At 63.5% G+C, this 13,289-nt stretch carries 14 protein-coding genes; 10 read left to right on the plus strand and 4 right to left on the minus strand.

Translation table 11 applies throughout. The features are described 5' to 3' along the window. The first annotated feature begins 60 nt into the window (after positions 1 to 60). Positions 61 to 741, plus strand: a complete 681-nt coding sequence (locus ABWW33_RS11990) for a Fe2+-dependent dioxygenase (RefSeq protein ID WP_353401766.1) — start codon at positions 61 to 63, stop codon at positions 739 to 741. A 1-nt stretch (position 742) separates the two neighbouring features. Here the strand turns inward: ABWW33_RS11990 and ABWW33_RS11995 are convergent, their stop codons facing one another. Then, positions 743 to 1,384, minus strand: a complete 642-nt coding sequence (locus tag ABWW33_RS11995) for a TMEM175 family protein (protein WP_176653255.1) — start codon at positions 1,382 to 1,384, stop codon at positions 743 to 745. Between the two features lie 114 nt (positions 1,385 to 1,498). Between ABWW33_RS11995 and ABWW33_RS12000 the strand changes: the two genes are divergently transcribed. After that, entirely contained in the window at positions 1,499 to 1,879 is a 381-nt protein-coding gene (locus tag ABWW33_RS12000) for a hypothetical protein (protein ID WP_353401768.1), read from the plus strand. A gap of 7 nt (positions 1,880 to 1,886) precedes the next feature. On the opposite strand, the gene ABWW33_RS12005 is transcribed toward ABWW33_RS12000, so the two are convergent. After that, positions 1,887 to 2,294: a YybH family protein gene (locus ABWW33_RS12005; RefSeq protein WP_176653253.1), complete on the minus strand. Its 408-nt coding sequence runs from the start codon at positions 2,292 to 2,294 to the stop codon at positions 1,887 to 1,889. A gap of 201 nt (positions 2,295 to 2,495) precedes the next feature. Between ABWW33_RS12005 and ABWW33_RS12010 the strand changes: the two genes are divergently transcribed. Beyond that, the gene (locus ABWW33_RS12010) at positions 2,496 to 3,347 is read left to right on the plus strand and encodes a beta-keto acid cleavage family enzyme (protein WP_353401770.1); all 852 of its coding nucleotides are present in this window, start codon (positions 2,496 to 2,498) and stop codon (positions 3,345 to 3,347) included. Next, a complete protein-coding gene (locus ABWW33_RS12015) occupies positions 3,344 to 4,036 on the plus strand; it encodes an acetyltransferase (protein WP_353401772.1) in 693 nt (230 codons plus the stop codon). The genes ABWW33_RS12010 and ABWW33_RS12015 overlap by 4 nt, the downstream gene beginning before the upstream one ends. On the opposite strand, the gene ABWW33_RS12020 is transcribed toward ABWW33_RS12015, so the two are convergent. Both ABWW33_RS12020 and ABWW33_RS12025 read right to left on the minus strand, forming a co-directional pair. Continuing rightward, on the minus strand, positions 4,017 to 5,594 hold the full coding sequence (locus tag ABWW33_RS12020; RefSeq protein ID WP_353401774.1) for a glycosyltransferase: 1,578 nt from the start codon (positions 5,592 to 5,594) through the stop codon (positions 4,017 to 4,019). The two genes, ABWW33_RS12015 and ABWW33_RS12020, sit on opposite strands and share 20 nt — an antisense overlap. An 86-nt stretch (positions 5,595 to 5,680) precedes the next feature. Then, the gene (locus ABWW33_RS12025) at positions 5,681 to 6,706 is read right to left on the minus strand and encodes an SDR family oxidoreductase (protein ID WP_353401776.1); all 1,026 of its coding nucleotides are present in this window, start codon (positions 6,704 to 6,706) and stop codon (positions 5,681 to 5,683) included. Positions 6,707 to 6,768: 62 nt separating this feature from the next. Here ABWW33_RS12025 and ABWW33_RS12030 point away from each other — a divergent pair, with 62 nt between their 5' ends. The 6 genes from ABWW33_RS12030 to ABWW33_RS12055 all read left to right on the plus strand — a co-directional run bounded on the left by ABWW33_RS12030 (position 6,769) and on the right by ABWW33_RS12055 (position 13,017). Beyond that, positions 6,769 to 7,713 carry an AraC family transcriptional regulator gene (locus ABWW33_RS12030; RefSeq protein ID WP_353401778.1) on the plus strand — a complete coding sequence of 315 codons (945 nt, stop codon included), beginning with the start codon at positions 6,769 to 6,771 and terminating at the stop codon, positions 7,711 to 7,713. A gap of 142 nt (positions 7,714 to 7,855) precedes the next feature. Next, on the plus strand, positions 7,856 to 8,350 hold the full coding sequence (locus tag ABWW33_RS12035) for a hypothetical protein (protein WP_353401780.1): 495 nt from the start codon (positions 7,856 to 7,858) through the stop codon (positions 8,348 to 8,350). 38 nt (positions 8,351 to 8,388) lie between these two features. Then, positions 8,389 to 9,423 carry a sensor histidine kinase gene (locus ABWW33_RS12040; RefSeq protein ID WP_353401782.1) on the plus strand — a complete coding sequence of 345 codons (1,035 nt, stop codon included), beginning with the start codon at positions 8,389 to 8,391 and terminating at the stop codon, positions 9,421 to 9,423. Beyond that, entirely contained in the window at positions 9,420 to 10,172 is a 753-nt protein-coding gene (locus ABWW33_RS12045; protein ID WP_353401784.1) for a LytR/AlgR family response regulator transcription factor, read from the plus strand. Before ABWW33_RS12040 ends, ABWW33_RS12045 begins: the two co-directional genes overlap by 4 nt. A 60-nt stretch (positions 10,173 to 10,232) precedes the next feature. Next, positions 10,233 to 11,285, plus strand: a complete 1,053-nt coding sequence (locus ABWW33_RS12050) for a S41 family peptidase (protein WP_353402015.1) — start codon at positions 10,233 to 10,235, stop codon at positions 11,283 to 11,285. Between the two features lie 232 nt (positions 11,286 to 11,517). Continuing rightward, positions 11,518 to 13,017 (plus strand): Fic family protein, encoded by a 1,500-nt coding sequence (locus ABWW33_RS12055; protein WP_176653245.1) that lies wholly within the window; start codon positions 11,518 to 11,520, stop codon positions 13,015 to 13,017. Positions 13,018 to 13,289 lie beyond the last annotated feature (272 nt).

Below are 13,289 nucleotides of genomic sequence, written 5' to 3' on the forward strand. Positions count from 1 at the left end.
CTGTCGTGTAGCTGGGCTCCGTCCTCACCGGCGGGGCTTTTTCATTTTAAGGAGTTGATCATGATGCTGCATATTCCCGCCGTGCTGAGCCGCGAACAGGTGGCCGCGATGCGGCGCCGCCTCGACCAGTCGGACTGGGTGGACGGCCGCGCCACCGTCGGCGCCCAGGGCGCGCAGGTCAAGCAGAACCGCCAGCTGGCCGAGGGCTCGGCGCTGGCGCAGGAACTGGGCGCGCTCGTGCTGGCGGGGCTGGCGCACAGTCCGCTGTTCTTCTCCGCCGCGCTGCCGCTGCGCACCTGTCCGCCGCTGTTCAACAGCTACGCCGGCGGCGAGCACTACGGCGCCCATGTCGACGGCTCGATGCGGCGCATGACGCCGGGCGGCCAGTGGCTGCGCACCGACGTCTCGTCGACCTTGTTCCTCAGCGATCCGGACGAATACGACGGCGGCGAGTTGATCGTCACCGACGCGTATGGCGAACATGAGGTCAAGCTGCCGGCCGGCGATCTGATTTTATATCCGTCCACCAGCGTGCACCGGGTCGAGCCGGTCACGCGCGGGGCGCGGGTGTGTTCCTTCTTCTGGACCCAGAGCATGGTGCGCGACGACATGCGCCGCGGCATGCTGCTGGAGCTGGACCAGAACATCCAGAGCCTGCGCGCGCGGCTGGGCGACTGTGCGGAACTGGTCGGCCTGACCGGCCATTATCACAACCTGCTGCGGCAGTGGAGCGAGGTCTGACTCAGGCCGCAGCCGGCGCGTAACGGCGCTCGACGCGGTTGCCGATCGGACGCAGCGTGGACATCAGCACGAACACGGCGTTGGACAGGCGCGGCTCGTAATAACTGATGACGGCGGCCAGCGCCGCAATCGCCATCACGCCGCAACTGCGCACCACCGTCGCGCGGTAGGCGCCTTCCGCCATCGGATGCACGCACAGGCCGGGATGGTGATAAATGCGGCGCGCCAGCAACAGCGCGGATACACCCATCCAGATCATCACGCCGGAATAGATCAGCTGGCCGGTAAAGGAAGGGAACTGGCTGTTGACCGCCGAGGCGAACGGCAGCAGCGCGGCGCCGGCCAGGTTGAGGATGGTCAGCCACAGCAGGCCCGGATCGGCGTGGCGCACGTAGCTGTACAGGCGATGGTTGGCGATCCAGAAGATCGCCAACACGAAAAAGCTGATCAGCCACGAGATCAGGTTGGGGATCAGGCCCACGAGGACGCCGCGCAACTCCGCCTCGCCGGCAAGATGGGCATGCTCGGGCAGGCGCAGATCGATCACCAGCAAGGTCATGGCGACGGCGAAAATGCCGTCGACCAGCGCTTCGATGCGGTGCTTGCTCAGCTGAGGGTGGCTGTCATGGCTCAGGTCGGTCATCGGTGATCCTGTTGTTAATTGAACAGACGCCATTTTTGCCGCGAAATGTGAAAATTGCAACAACGACCGGTTCCGGTGTATCGTGCTGGCCTGTCCAACATCTTCGATAACGCCATGACCAAACTCTCCGCCGTAACGGCCCTGCTGACATCGCTCCTATGCGCGGGCTGCATGACTATCATCCCGCAGTCGCCCAATGCGTCCGCGCGCAGCGGCGGCGCGGCGGTGTGCGAAACGTCGGGGGACGGCCGACAGGTGAGCTGCGGTGGCGCCGCGGAACTCTGCGGCAAGTCGGCGGACGGCCAGCAGGTCGCCTGCGGCGGCCGCGCCGAATACTGTGAGAAATCCGCCGACGGCCGCGCGGTGGCCTGCGGCGGCCGGGCTCAAGTCTGCGAACGCTCAGCCGACGGGCGTGCCGTCGCCTGCGGCGGCCAAGCCCAGACGTGCCTGAAATCGGCCGACGGCATGGCCGTGGCCTGCGGTGGCGCCAGGTAAGCGCCCGTCAAGCCCCGGTTGCCTTGGTCTGCGCGGCCAGGCGGGTCGCGTGATAGCGATCGATGCGCCAGGCGTCGCCTTCGCGTTTGAAGACCGCCGTTTCCAGAAAACCGTATGCGGTTTCCTTGCCATCGTTGGCGATCCAGACGGCATCGTTGCGCACCGTGGTCCAGGCGACGTCGCCCCGCACCTGGGTGCGAAACCCGTGCAGAAACGCCCGTTGCCGCCCCAGCGCGGCGCTGGGTGTCAGCAACGCCAGCAAGGCGGCCTTATCGAAGATACGGTCATGCTCGATCTTGACGAATTCCGCTGTCAAGCCGGCGTCGACCGCGTCCCAGTCATGGGCCTCCAGCGCGCGGTGCCAGTCCATCAGGGCCGCCTCGGCGGCGTGGGCGTCGGACTCCAGGGCAGGCATGGTCTTTCTCCTCAGGTTGTCGGGTCAGCTTTGGCGCGAGGTTAGCACGGATTGTTTGCGCCGGAATTGGGAATGGGGTTCGAAGCAGGTTTTTCCTCCGGTGCGGCCAGGTAATTCAAGTAAAATTCCGCCTGCGCTCCATCGCCGGTACCTTCCGGTCTGTCGGGGCCGACCAATTTTTTCCGCCATCCCTGATCTCCAATGACATTGTTGCAAACGCCGCTGATCGTCAATCTTGCGCCCACCGGCATGATGCCTACGCGCGCGCAATCGCCCTTCGTCCCGTTGACGCCCGCGGAGATTGCCGACGATGTGGTGCGCTGCGTCGAACAGGGTGTGTCGATGGCGCATCTGCACGCGCGCGCGGCCGACGGTACGCCCACGGATGACCTGGCGGTGTATGCCGAGATCATCGGCGCCATTCGCGCGCGGGCCCCTGAGACTGTCATCGTCACCACCACCAGCGGCCGCCTGGTTGCCGACGTCGAGAAGCGTGCCGCCACGTTGTATCTGCAAGATGGGCTGAAGCCCGACATGGCCAGCCTGACGCTGGGATCGATGAATTTTGCGCGCGATGCCAGCGTCAATGCGCCCCAGACCATCGTGCGGCTGGCGGAGATCATGCGGGAGCGCGGCATCAAGCCGGAGCTGGAGGTGTTCGACCTGGGCATGGTCAATATCGCCCACATGCTGATCGGCAAAGGGCTGATCCAGGCGCCGTATTATTTCAACATTCTGCTCGGCAATCCGGGCACGGCCCAGGCCACGTTGCTGCATTTGTCCGCCATCGTCGGCTCCTTGCCGCCGGACTCGGTGTGGTCGCTGGGCGGCATCGGCCGTTTCCAGACCCAGGCCAACGCGCTGGGCGTGGTGATGGGCCATGGCGTGCGGATCGGACTGGAAGACAATTTGTGGCTCGACGATGCTCGCACGCAACTGGCCGACAACCTCCAGCTGGTGCGGCGGGTCGCGGCCCAGGCGGCGGCGCTGGGGCGTCCGTTGGCGACCGCAAGCCAGACGCGCGGCATGCTGGGACTGGGGCCTGCGCGATGACGGCCGCTGCAACAACCGCGCCACGCGCGTCGCTGGTCATTTTCGGCATCAGCAATATCCTGTCGGACCTGTTCGACTGCGCCCTGGCCAACGGCCTGCAGCTGGCCAAGGTGGTGGTGCATCATGCCGAGGTGCTTGACGAGCGCAGCGTGAGCCTGGAACAACGCCTGCAGGCGCTGAGCCGGCATTGCACGCCGCCGCAGGTGCAGACGCTGGCGCAGTTCACGCCAGGCGCGGACGAAGTCTATCTGCTCGGCCCGACCACGCCGGCGCGCGAGCAACTGGCGCTGGAACTGGCGCAGCGCTTCGGGCTGCGGTTCACAACGCTGATCCATCCCACCGCCTATGTGTCGCCGCTGGCGACGCTGGGCCAGGGCGTATTTGTCGGCGCCAACAGCGTGGTCGGCCCGGGCGCGGTGCTGGAGGACCATGTGTTCGTCAACCGCGGCGTGACCATCGGGCATGACACGCGGATCGGCGCTTATTCCCGCGTGCAGCCGGGCGCCAATGTCGGCGGGCTGTCGAACATCGGCTGCCGCGTGACGGTGGCGATCGGCGCCACCACGCTGGAGCGCCTGGTCATCGGCGACGATGCCTTCGTCGGCGCCGGCGCCGTGGCGGTCGGCGACGTGGCGGCCGGCGCGCTGGTGGTCGGGGTGCCGGCCAAGTTCAAGCGTCAGCTGGTTTGATCCGCTGCCGGTAGCGCTGCATGGCTTGCCGGCACGCGGCCAGCAGGCTGGGGCCGGACGCCGCCAGGTCCAGCGCGCCGTCGAAACGGGCACGCATCCGCTCGCCGCTGGCGTGGCGCAATGCCGGATCGGCGGCCAGCGCGTCGAGGCAGGTAAAGTAGTCGTCAAGGTTGGCGGCCGCCTCGTCGCCGGCCTTGTCGCCGCCATCCGCGTCAGCCAGCGCCAGCACGGGTTTGCCCTGCGCCATCGCTTCCGCCACTGAAAAACCGCCCCCCATGATGGGAGGATGCAGATAGATGTCGCTGGCGGCCAGCCATTGCGCGGCCTGCGGCGTGTAGGCTTGCAGGCGCAGCCGCGCCGGCGGAAGCTCGGCCAGCGCGGGCGGCAAATCGCCGTCGCCGCCGACCAGCAGCCATACCAACTTGGGGTGACGCTGCATGGCCGCTACCATGCGTTGCGCCCATTCGCCACCGATTTTGATCCTCAGATGCGTTCCCATGGTGATGCACAGCACGGCGTCGTCGTCGACGCCGAGGCTGCTGCGCGTCAACGCGGGAATGGCCGTTTTGCGCCGCACGCGGAACGGGTGGTAGCACGCCAGGCTAGCCGGAAATTCTTCATGCCAGGGGCGCGACACGGTATCGGCCAGCACCTTCTGAGCGGTCAGCCACGCATCGGCGGGCACCATGGGCGCGATCGAATTGATCGACATGCCCAGCACAGGGTAGCGCCGATACAGCGCTGATACCAGGCCGGAGTGCAGTCCGACAAACAGCACCAGATCGGGGGCATACGCATCGATCTGGCCCAGCATGTCCAGCCAGCGGCGGCGCAGCGACACGCGATGATCGGCCACATACAAACTCACGGGGCCGCCGGCGCTGTCCATCCAGGCCTGCAGGTCGGCGTGCAACTGCGGCGTGTCGGTGCCGGAGCCGAGCAGATGGCGCAGGTCCGGCGCCATGGCTTCCTGGCAGCTGAACAGGCGGACCTCGATGCCCTGCTGAATCAGCGTACGCGCCTGATCCAGCGCCATCTGAGTCGGCGGATGCAGAGGCGTAGCCAGTTGCGGCGCCACCAGCGCCACGCGCCGAAGTCGTGGTTCCGCGCAAGCCTGCGCCGGCGCGGCCGGCAGGTAGCGCGCCAGTTGCTTGCCGATCAATAGCGATAGCTGAGGCAGGCCGACCTCCTTCAGCCGCCGGATGTATTCCGTCCGATTATTTGCATACAACAGCACACGCTGCCAGGCCACGTCGTAGAACGCAGCATAGCGGTCCAGGTCGGGCGGCGCGATGGTTTGCAGGCAGGCGCAGGCCTGCGGCAGGAATACCGGGTCGCCGGTGGAGAGATCGAGAACGGTGGCGCGGTAAAAGCCCACCAGGCCGTCGTCGGGCACCATGGTCGTGAGCGCGTGCACCACTTCCGTCAGCAAGCCGGCGTCGGTGATGCCCCGTATCAGCTGCATCAGATGCAGCCACAGATGGTTGGCGCTCGGGTTGGCGACGATGCGCTCCAGCGCGTCGCCCAGCAGCAGGCGTTGTTGATCGTTAGAGTGCATGACGTGGAATCAAGAACGCGAATGCCGACATTGTACGTTTCTTCGCACGAAGAAGGCTTGCGGATTCGGCTGGTGTGTGGCCTGCCTTATTTCAGCAGGCCAAGCTGGATCAGGCTGCCGGCGGTGGAGACGATGGCCTCCTCCCGCGATCGCGGCGTCCAGCCGAGCAGACGGCAGGCCTTTTCGCCGGTGGCGTTCAGGTTCAGTCCCAGCAGCGGCGTGACTCCTTTCAATGACGGATTGCCCAGGGCGCCAAGACGCACCAGCCAGTTCGGCAATACCCGCGTCGATACCTTGCCGGCGGCGGGGCCCATACGATGCCGCAACACCCTGGCAATGTCGGCCAGCCACATGCTTTCGCCGGCGATGGCGAGGAAGCGCTGACCGCTCGCCGCCGGATGCGTCATGGCGCGCAGGTGCAGGTCGGCCACGTCGCGCACATCGACCAGGCCGGTATTGATGCGCGCGCAGGCCTGTCCCTCCATCATGCCCTTGATCAGGCGGATGGAATGCGAGTAATCGGCGCCGAGCGCCGGGCCGAGCACGGTGACCGGGTTGACGGCGGAGAGCTCGAGCCCGCCGCCTTCCCGGGCGATGAAATCCCAGGCCGCGCGCTCGGCCAGCGTCTTCGATTTCTGATAAGGCCACACCTTGCCGCTCAGATCGCTCCAGTCGGTCTCGTCGAACGGGCGCTCCATCTGCTTGTGTCCGGCGCAGACCGCGCCGAAGGCGGAGGTCAGCACGACGCGCTCGACCCCGGCATCGCGCGCCGCGCGCAGCACGCGAAGATTGCCTTCGACGGCGGGCTGGATCCAATCCTCCTCGCGGGTCTGGTCGCCCGACGGCGTCGGCGAGGCGCCGTGCAGCACATAGGCGCAACCGGCGGCGGCCTCGGCCCAGCCGCCGTCCGCGGTGAGATCGGCCACAACGAAGGATAGGTGGTCATCCGGTCGCATTCCGCCGGTCTTGAGGTTATCCCGTACTTCCGCTTCCCGCGCCAGCGAGCGGACGGTGGTGCGTACCCGATATCCGTCGCGCAGCAGCGCCAGGATGCAGTGCTGGGCGATGAACCCGGTGCCACCGGTGACGAGTACTGGTTTTTCTTTGTTCATATAAATCTCCTTGGTCCGAAAAAACGGCAAGGGAATGATATGGCGGGAATTTGGTACTGTGAATGCTTCAAAATGCGCGTTACTTGTGCGATAGTACAAAAATGAGCACCGATCCTTTTTCCGACATTCTCAAATTCACCAACGCCGAATCGCTGGTCACCGGCGGTTTCAAGGCGGGAGGGAGGTGGGCCGTCCGTTTTCCTGCGCCGGAAAAAATCAAGTTCTTTGCGGTGGTAAAGGGCGCTTGCTGGGTAAGCATAGACGGCGAAGCGGAACCGGTGCGTTTTGAAACGGGGGACGTCGGCCTGTTGACCGCCAAGCGCTCTTTCGTGCTGGGCAGCGATCCCGATGCGGTGCCGGTCGACGCGATGAGCGTGTTTGCCGGCGGCAGCGCGACGCTGGGCGACGGCAACGATTTCGAGCATATCGGCGGCCACGTGCTGCTCGACCCGGCCAGCGGCCGCTTGCTGGCGGACGTACTGCCGCCCTGGATACACGTGCCGGCTGCGTCACCGCAGGCGACCACCTTCCGCTGGCTGCTCGACCAGCTGGTGGAAGAGGGCGTTGCCCAGCTGCCAGGTGCGCAGCTGGTATCGGCGCAACTCGCGCAGCTTCTCTTCATCCAGATAGTGCGCGCGCACCTGAAGACCACCAGCGCCATGCCCAGCGGCTGGCTGCGGGCGCTGGGCGATCCACGCATCGCGCCGGCGCTGCGCTTGATGCACGGCGATCCCGCCCGCGCCTGGCATCTGGAGGAACTGGCCAAGGCCTGCGCGATGTCCCGCACCTCGTTCGCGGTGCATTTCCGGACCGTCGCCGGCGTGGCGCCGCTGACCTATCTGACCGAATGGCGCATGCGCCTAGCCGAACGCGCCTTGCGGGACGAAACCACGCAGGTCGCCGTGGTCGCCCGTTCGCTCGGCTATACATCCGAGAGCGCCTTCAGCAACGCCTTCAAACGCCTCAACGGCAGCTCGCCCAAGGCGTACAGGAACGCCATGCGCTGACCACTGATAACAGCAACTTAGTCCTCGTTTGACTGCCAAGTTTTAACCAACCGGTCGCAGTTTATGCACGGGTCGGCGCATTCGGCTAGACCACGGTCCGGCTATCGCCTAAGGTGAAAACTTTCATACCTCGGGACTTTCCATGCGCGTTTTACTTTCCCTCACCCTTCTTGCATTGTGCCTGGCCAGCCCGGTACATGCCGCTGATAAACCTGCCGGCGCCCATGCGGCCGACATCGCGCCAATAGAAAAGGTGGTCGAGCAATTCAAGGCTGCGATCATCGCTCGTGACGGCAATACCCTTGCCAACCTCTTCCTGCAGAACCACGACAGTTGGTTGTCGGTTGCCGACGAGGCGAAATGGGAGAAGGTGAAGGCGCTCAATCCGCAGGCGCCCAAGGTGTTCCCATCGAGCTGGAAGAAGTTCTCCAAATTTATCCAGGACGCAAAGCTGCCAGTCGAAGAGCGCTTCTACAACGTGCGCATCGATACCAATGGCGCTGTCGCCTCGGTCTGGTTCGATTTCGACTTCCTTGTCGACGACAAGGTGACCAATCGCGGCAGCGAGAGCTGGCAGATGGTGCGCTCGGAAGATGGCTGGAAAATCAGCTCAATGCTTTTTTCGATAGGTGACTGACACGATACAATGACCAGATTGCACTCTGGAAACCCAACGTGAAAGTCGAAACCCCCTTGCTCGTTCCTGTGCTGGCCGCACTGCCGGTTTGCGCCTGCATGGCCATCCTCGGCCTGCCCGCCTTCGGTCATGGCAATGTGGTTGCCTTCCGTACGCTTTTCTTTGTCGCCTGCCTGGCGTGGCTGATTCCGCTGACGCTGCTGCAGCGGGCCATGTGGCGCCGCGAGTGGCCCTGGCTGAGGATGGCGTTGGTGTTGCTGGTAACCAGCTACGCGATGTCGATCTTGAATGCCGTGATGGGGCAGCGCCTTGCGATCTCGCTCGGGCTGATAACCGGCTACCACTGGGACGAGCTCACCCGGGGTCTGGATGGCTGCTGGCTGGCGCTGACTTCGTTCTGCGCGGCCCATGCGGTGGCGGCCTATTACCTGTCGCTGCAACAGGTCCGCTTGCATCTCGCCCAGGCGCAAAGCGCGGCCCGCGACGCCGAGCTGCGCGCGCTGCGACTGCAGGTCAATCCGCATTTCCTGTTCAACTCCCTGAACGCGATTTCCGCGTTGGTGTCTGCCCAGTCCAACCGTGAAGCCAACCGCATGCTCGCGTGCGTGGCCGACTTCCTGCGCGCCACCCTTGCCCACGACGGCCGCCACGAGCATGCGCTGGCCGATGAACTGGCCCTCCTCGACGCCTACCTCGCCATCGAAAAGGCGCGCCTCGGCGAGCGCCTGCGCCTGACGATGAAGGCCGGCCCGGACCTGCTGGACAGCGTCGTGCCCTACCTCATGCTGCAGCCGCTGGTCGAGAATGCGATCCGCCACGGCATCGCAGCGCTGGCCGCTCCCGGGCGGCTCGACATTCTGGTCGAACGCGCCGGGGCGCGCCTGCTCATCGGCGTGCAGAACGACGGCCAACAGCCGGCGCGCGAGGGAAGCGGCATCGGCCTGGCCAACGTAAGGGAACGCCTGCGCCACCTGTACGGCGCGGATCAAGAGGTGGACGCAGGTTGGCGTGCGGATGGTCGCTTCCACGTGCGCATCTCCATGCCTCTGCGCGGTATGGAGGCGGCAGCATGAACATCCGGGTCGTTATCGTCGACGACGAGCCGCTGGCCAGACTGGCGGTCAAAGCCAGGCTGGCACGGCGCGGCGCCTTCGAGCTGGTTGGCGAATTCGGTGACCGAGCCAGCGCTTATGAAGGGATTGTGGCGCTGAAGCCCGACCTGGTGTTTGTCGACGTCGAGATGCCGGGCAAGAGCGGCCTCGACGTGCTGGCCGCGTTGCCGCCGGCGCAGCGGCCGATGGCGATCCTGCTCACCGCCTACGAAGGCTTCGCCCTGCAAGCTTTCGAACTGGCCGCCCTCGATTACCTGCTCAAGCCGGTCGATGACGAACGCTTCGACGAAGCCCTTGACCGCGCTCAGCAGGCTTTTCCCTACCGCGGCCATGGCCGCGCCGCGCCAGCGGCAGCAACGGCGATGCGCAGCTTCAGTGTGCGGATAGGATCGCGTACGGTGCTGGTACCGGTTGCTGAAGTCGAGCGTATCGAGGCCGACGGCGACTACGCCTCTCTGCATGCGAATGGCAAGACCTGGCTGGTGCGTGAACGCCTGCACAACCTGGCCATGCAGCTCGATCCTCGCCAGTTCCACCGTGTGCACCGCTCGTCCATCGTGCGGCTGGACATGATCGCCGAGATGCGTTCGCTCACAAACCGGGACGCCATGCTGCGCCTGCGCGACGGGAGTGTGCTGCGCGCCAGCCGCACCTATGTGCCCGCCCTGGCGGATGCGCTGCAACAGCTCAACATGAGACCTGATTCGTAGTTCAACTTGGAGGAATGTATGTTGGGTAGAAATAAGTTTGTCGCAGGCGTTGTGTTGAGCATGCTGTTGTCGTTTCCCGCCTTCGCGACGGCGGACACCCCGTTGAACGCGTCCGATCGCGACGCGATCGTGCAGACGCTAATAGCGAAAATGAACGCGAATTACATCGATCCCGCCGTGGCCGAACGGGTCAGCCATGCGATTGCAGGCAAACATGCCAAGGGAGGCTATGCGTCCGCCGCCAGTGCGCAAGCGCTCAGTGAGGCATTGGCGAAGGACTTGCGCGAATTCAGCGGCGACAAACATTTCGGCGCCGGGATTTACGAAGGTTTTCGTGAGTCCAACAATACCGCCGACGTGCCCAACCGCGCCAAGATTGACGAATGGCGCGAGCAGACCGCGCGGCGCGGCTATGACATCGAGAAGATCGAACGCCTTCCCGGCAACGTCGGTTACATCGAGCTGCGCGGCTTCGGAGGCCCGGAATTCGTCGGCCCGGCGTACACGGCGGCGATGTCGCTCATGGCGGGGACGGATGCGCTGATCCTCGACCTGCGCCGCAACGGCGGCGGGAGCCCGGCCAGCGTGGCTTACCTGATGAGCCATTTCTTCCCGTTCGGCGACGAGCGTCACCTGATCGATATGTACAATCGCCCGAACGATACGACGCGGCAGTTCTGGACCGTGAAGACTGTCGCACTGCGCTACGACAAGCCCGTGTACGTACTGACCTCGGGCCGCACGTTTTCCGCCGGAGAGGATTGCGCCTATGACTTCCAGACGCAGAAGCGCGGGACGCTGGTCGGAGAAACCACCGGCGGCGGCTCCAATCCCGTGAGCTGGTTCAGCGTGGGGAACGGAATCGTTGTCTCGATCCCGACCTCGCGCACGACCAATTTCGTCACCAAAACCAACTGGGAGCGCGTCGGCGTGAAGCCGGACATCGCCGTGCCTGCGGCGCAGGCGCTGCAAACGGCGCACGCCGCCATCCTGCGCAACCTGGCAGCGTCCGCAAAGGACGATAAGGAGCGCACGGAACTGCAGCGCCTGCTCGCGATGGTGGAGAAAGGGGAGTCCGAAAAGCCGGTCTACACGCTCAGGGGAGAGCGTTAAACCTTGATGCCACAAATGATGATTCGCCATGAGTCGGTGAGGATTTCGCCTGGCCAGAATAAGACATCAATCCGACAAAACTCCGTCGAATACGACTTTTTTGGACGTACTGGAGGTTCTCGCCGCGCGTACTCGCATAAATTCCGACAGCCCTTGATTGGTCGATTAGCACACTTTTTCGACAAAATCAGTCACAATATGTCATTTTTCAGACAATCATCGGGGGCTCGCTGTGGCAATCGCGCAAAAATCCGACGTATCACTGTCAGAAATCATTTTCACGGGCGGAGGCGATGCTGCAGCGGATCGCCGAATTCTACGTCTCGCCGGCGACGGCCGCTTGTTGAAGTTGTATCAGGGGATTTATACCAGCAACCTGAGCAGTCCACCTGAATCAATAGTCCAGCGGCACTGGGCAAGTATTGTAAGCCACCTCCTGCCGCAGGGTGTACTTAGCTATAGAAGCGGCTTAGATGCAAAGCCTTTTGAGGGACGCATCTATATCACCCGCGGAGATCGCGCGCGCACGATTGAGCTCCCAGGCCTGGTTATCAAGGTTATTCCTGGGCATGGCGCCGTCGACGGTGATGTCCGCTACAAGGAGCTCTTTCTGGCTGGCCAGGCCCGATGGCTGTTGGAGAACTTGGCTGTGGGCCGGGGTGTCGGTGAGCGAGTTCTGTCTCAAACCGCACTCGAAGCGGAGCTGGACAAGATGCTCTCGATTCGAGGGGAGTATCACTTCAACCAGCTCAGGGATACTTGTCGCGAGCTAGCCGATAAGCTTGGCCGTGAGAAGGAGTTCAAGCGGCTGGACGGCATTATGGGCGCACTGCTGGGCACGCATGCGACCAATAAGCTCTCGAGCAAGCAGGCTCTCGCGCGTGCGGCCGGGCGGCCGTACGATCCAACAAGACTTGACCTCTTCACCACCCTGTTCAGCAGCTTGCGGGCCGCGGTTTTCCCGGAGGTGCCCTCCAACGCTGAAAAAGGTGTCGCGCGCGAAAACTTTGCGTTCTTTGAGGCCTACTTTTCGAACTACATCGAAGGCACCACGTTCCTGGTGAGCGAGGCCGAGGAAATTGTCTTCGAGGGCAAGATCATCCAGAACCGAGCGGAAGATTCGCATGACATCCTCGGAACATTCCATGCTGCTATGGGGGCGCCGTGGCGTGACCAGCCTGCCGCCACGGCCGATGAATTCCTGGACTGGCTCAAGAGCGTCAATGCGCTGGTGATGCACTCCAGGCACGACAAAAATCCAGGCCAATGGAAGACCCTGAATAACCAGGCGGGGACAACCATGTTTGTGGTTCACGAGCTGGTGCAAGGAACACTGAGAGAGGGCTTCGATCTGATTAGGGCACTGGAGGCCCCCATGGCTCGCGCCTTAATGACAATGTTTGTTATCTCGGAAGTTCACCCCTTCATGGACGGCAATGGTCGCACGGCACGCCTGGCTATGAACTGCGTGCTGAGCGCCGCTGGTAGGTCGCGCATAATCGTCCCGACGGTTTACCGTGAGGATTATCTTTTGCCTTTGAAGAGTCTTTCGAACAATGCTGATGCGACGCCGTACATTCGGGCAATGACCCGCATTCAGGAGTGGACAGCCGCGTTTAACTATTCGCAGCCGCGCCAAGACCTCTATGAGCAGCTCAAGCGGTGCAATGCTTTCGAGGAGGACCTGCGGCATTACCGGCTGATTTTTCCAGAGACGTCCGCAGCGGCCTGAACGGGGTCGCGCCAAGCAGTTGGAGGATAAATGTCTTGTTCAAAATTTGCATGACAGAGACACGTGCTGAAAATAAACTTGACCTATGGTACGGCGTGCATTCGCAGGCCGCAACAAAGTTCATTTTCGAAGAAAGGCATCAACGTTGAGCCCACAGATTTTTATCCGATTGTTTCTCATTCTCGCCGCCGCATTTCTGATTCTCAAGTCTTTCGATTATTACCCGACGCAGTCGGGGGGCAGTCTTGTTTTTCATCTTCTTCTGCTGCGTT

The sequence above is a fragment of the Duganella hordei genome, assembly GCF_040369125.1.
Taxonomy (GTDB): domain Bacteria; phylum Pseudomonadota; class Gammaproteobacteria; order Burkholderiales; family Burkholderiaceae_D; genus Rugamonas; species Rugamonas hordei.

What these genes read in the sequence shown, in the direction of transcription:
- ABWW33_RS11990 (WP_353401766.1), top strand. Translation starts at nt 61, where the DNA reads ATGATGCTGCATATTCCCGCCGTGCTGAGCCGCGAACAGGTGGCCGCG.
- ABWW33_RS11995 (WP_176653255.1), bottom strand. Translation starts at nt 1,384, where the DNA reads ATGACCGACCTGAGCCATGACAGCCACCCTCAGCTGAGCAAGCACCGC.
- ABWW33_RS12000 (WP_353401768.1), top strand. Translation starts at nt 1,499, where the DNA reads ATGACCAAACTCTCCGCCGTAACGGCCCTGCTGACATCGCTCCTATGC.
- ABWW33_RS12005 (WP_176653253.1), bottom strand. Translation starts at nt 2,294, where the DNA reads ATGCCTGCCCTGGAGTCCGACGCCCACGCCGCCGAGGCGGCCCTGATG.
- ABWW33_RS12010 (WP_353401770.1), top strand. Translation starts at nt 2,496, where the DNA reads ATGACATTGTTGCAAACGCCGCTGATCGTCAATCTTGCGCCCACCGGC.
- ABWW33_RS12015 (WP_353401772.1), top strand. Translation starts at nt 3,344, where the DNA reads ATGACGGCCGCTGCAACAACCGCGCCACGCGCGTCGCTGGTCATTTTC.
- ABWW33_RS12020 (WP_353401774.1), bottom strand. Translation starts at nt 5,594, where the DNA reads ATGCACTCTAACGATCAACAACGCCTGCTGCTGGGCGACGCGCTGGAG.
- ABWW33_RS12025 (WP_353401776.1), bottom strand. Translation starts at nt 6,706, where the DNA reads ATGAACAAAGAAAAACCAGTACTCGTCACCGGTGGCACCGGGTTCATC.
- ABWW33_RS12030 (WP_353401778.1), top strand. Translation starts at nt 6,769, where the DNA reads ATGCTTCAAAATGCGCGTTACTTGTGCGATAGTACAAAAATGAGCACC.
- ABWW33_RS12035 (WP_353401780.1), top strand. Translation starts at nt 7,856, where the DNA reads ATGCGCGTTTTACTTTCCCTCACCCTTCTTGCATTGTGCCTGGCCAGC.
- ABWW33_RS12045 (WP_353401784.1), top strand. Translation starts at nt 9,420, where the DNA reads ATGAACATCCGGGTCGTTATCGTCGACGACGAGCCGCTGGCCAGACTG.
- ABWW33_RS12050 (WP_353402015.1), top strand. Translation starts at nt 10,233, where the DNA reads ATGCTGTTGTCGTTTCCCGCCTTCGCGACGGCGGACACCCCGTTGAAC.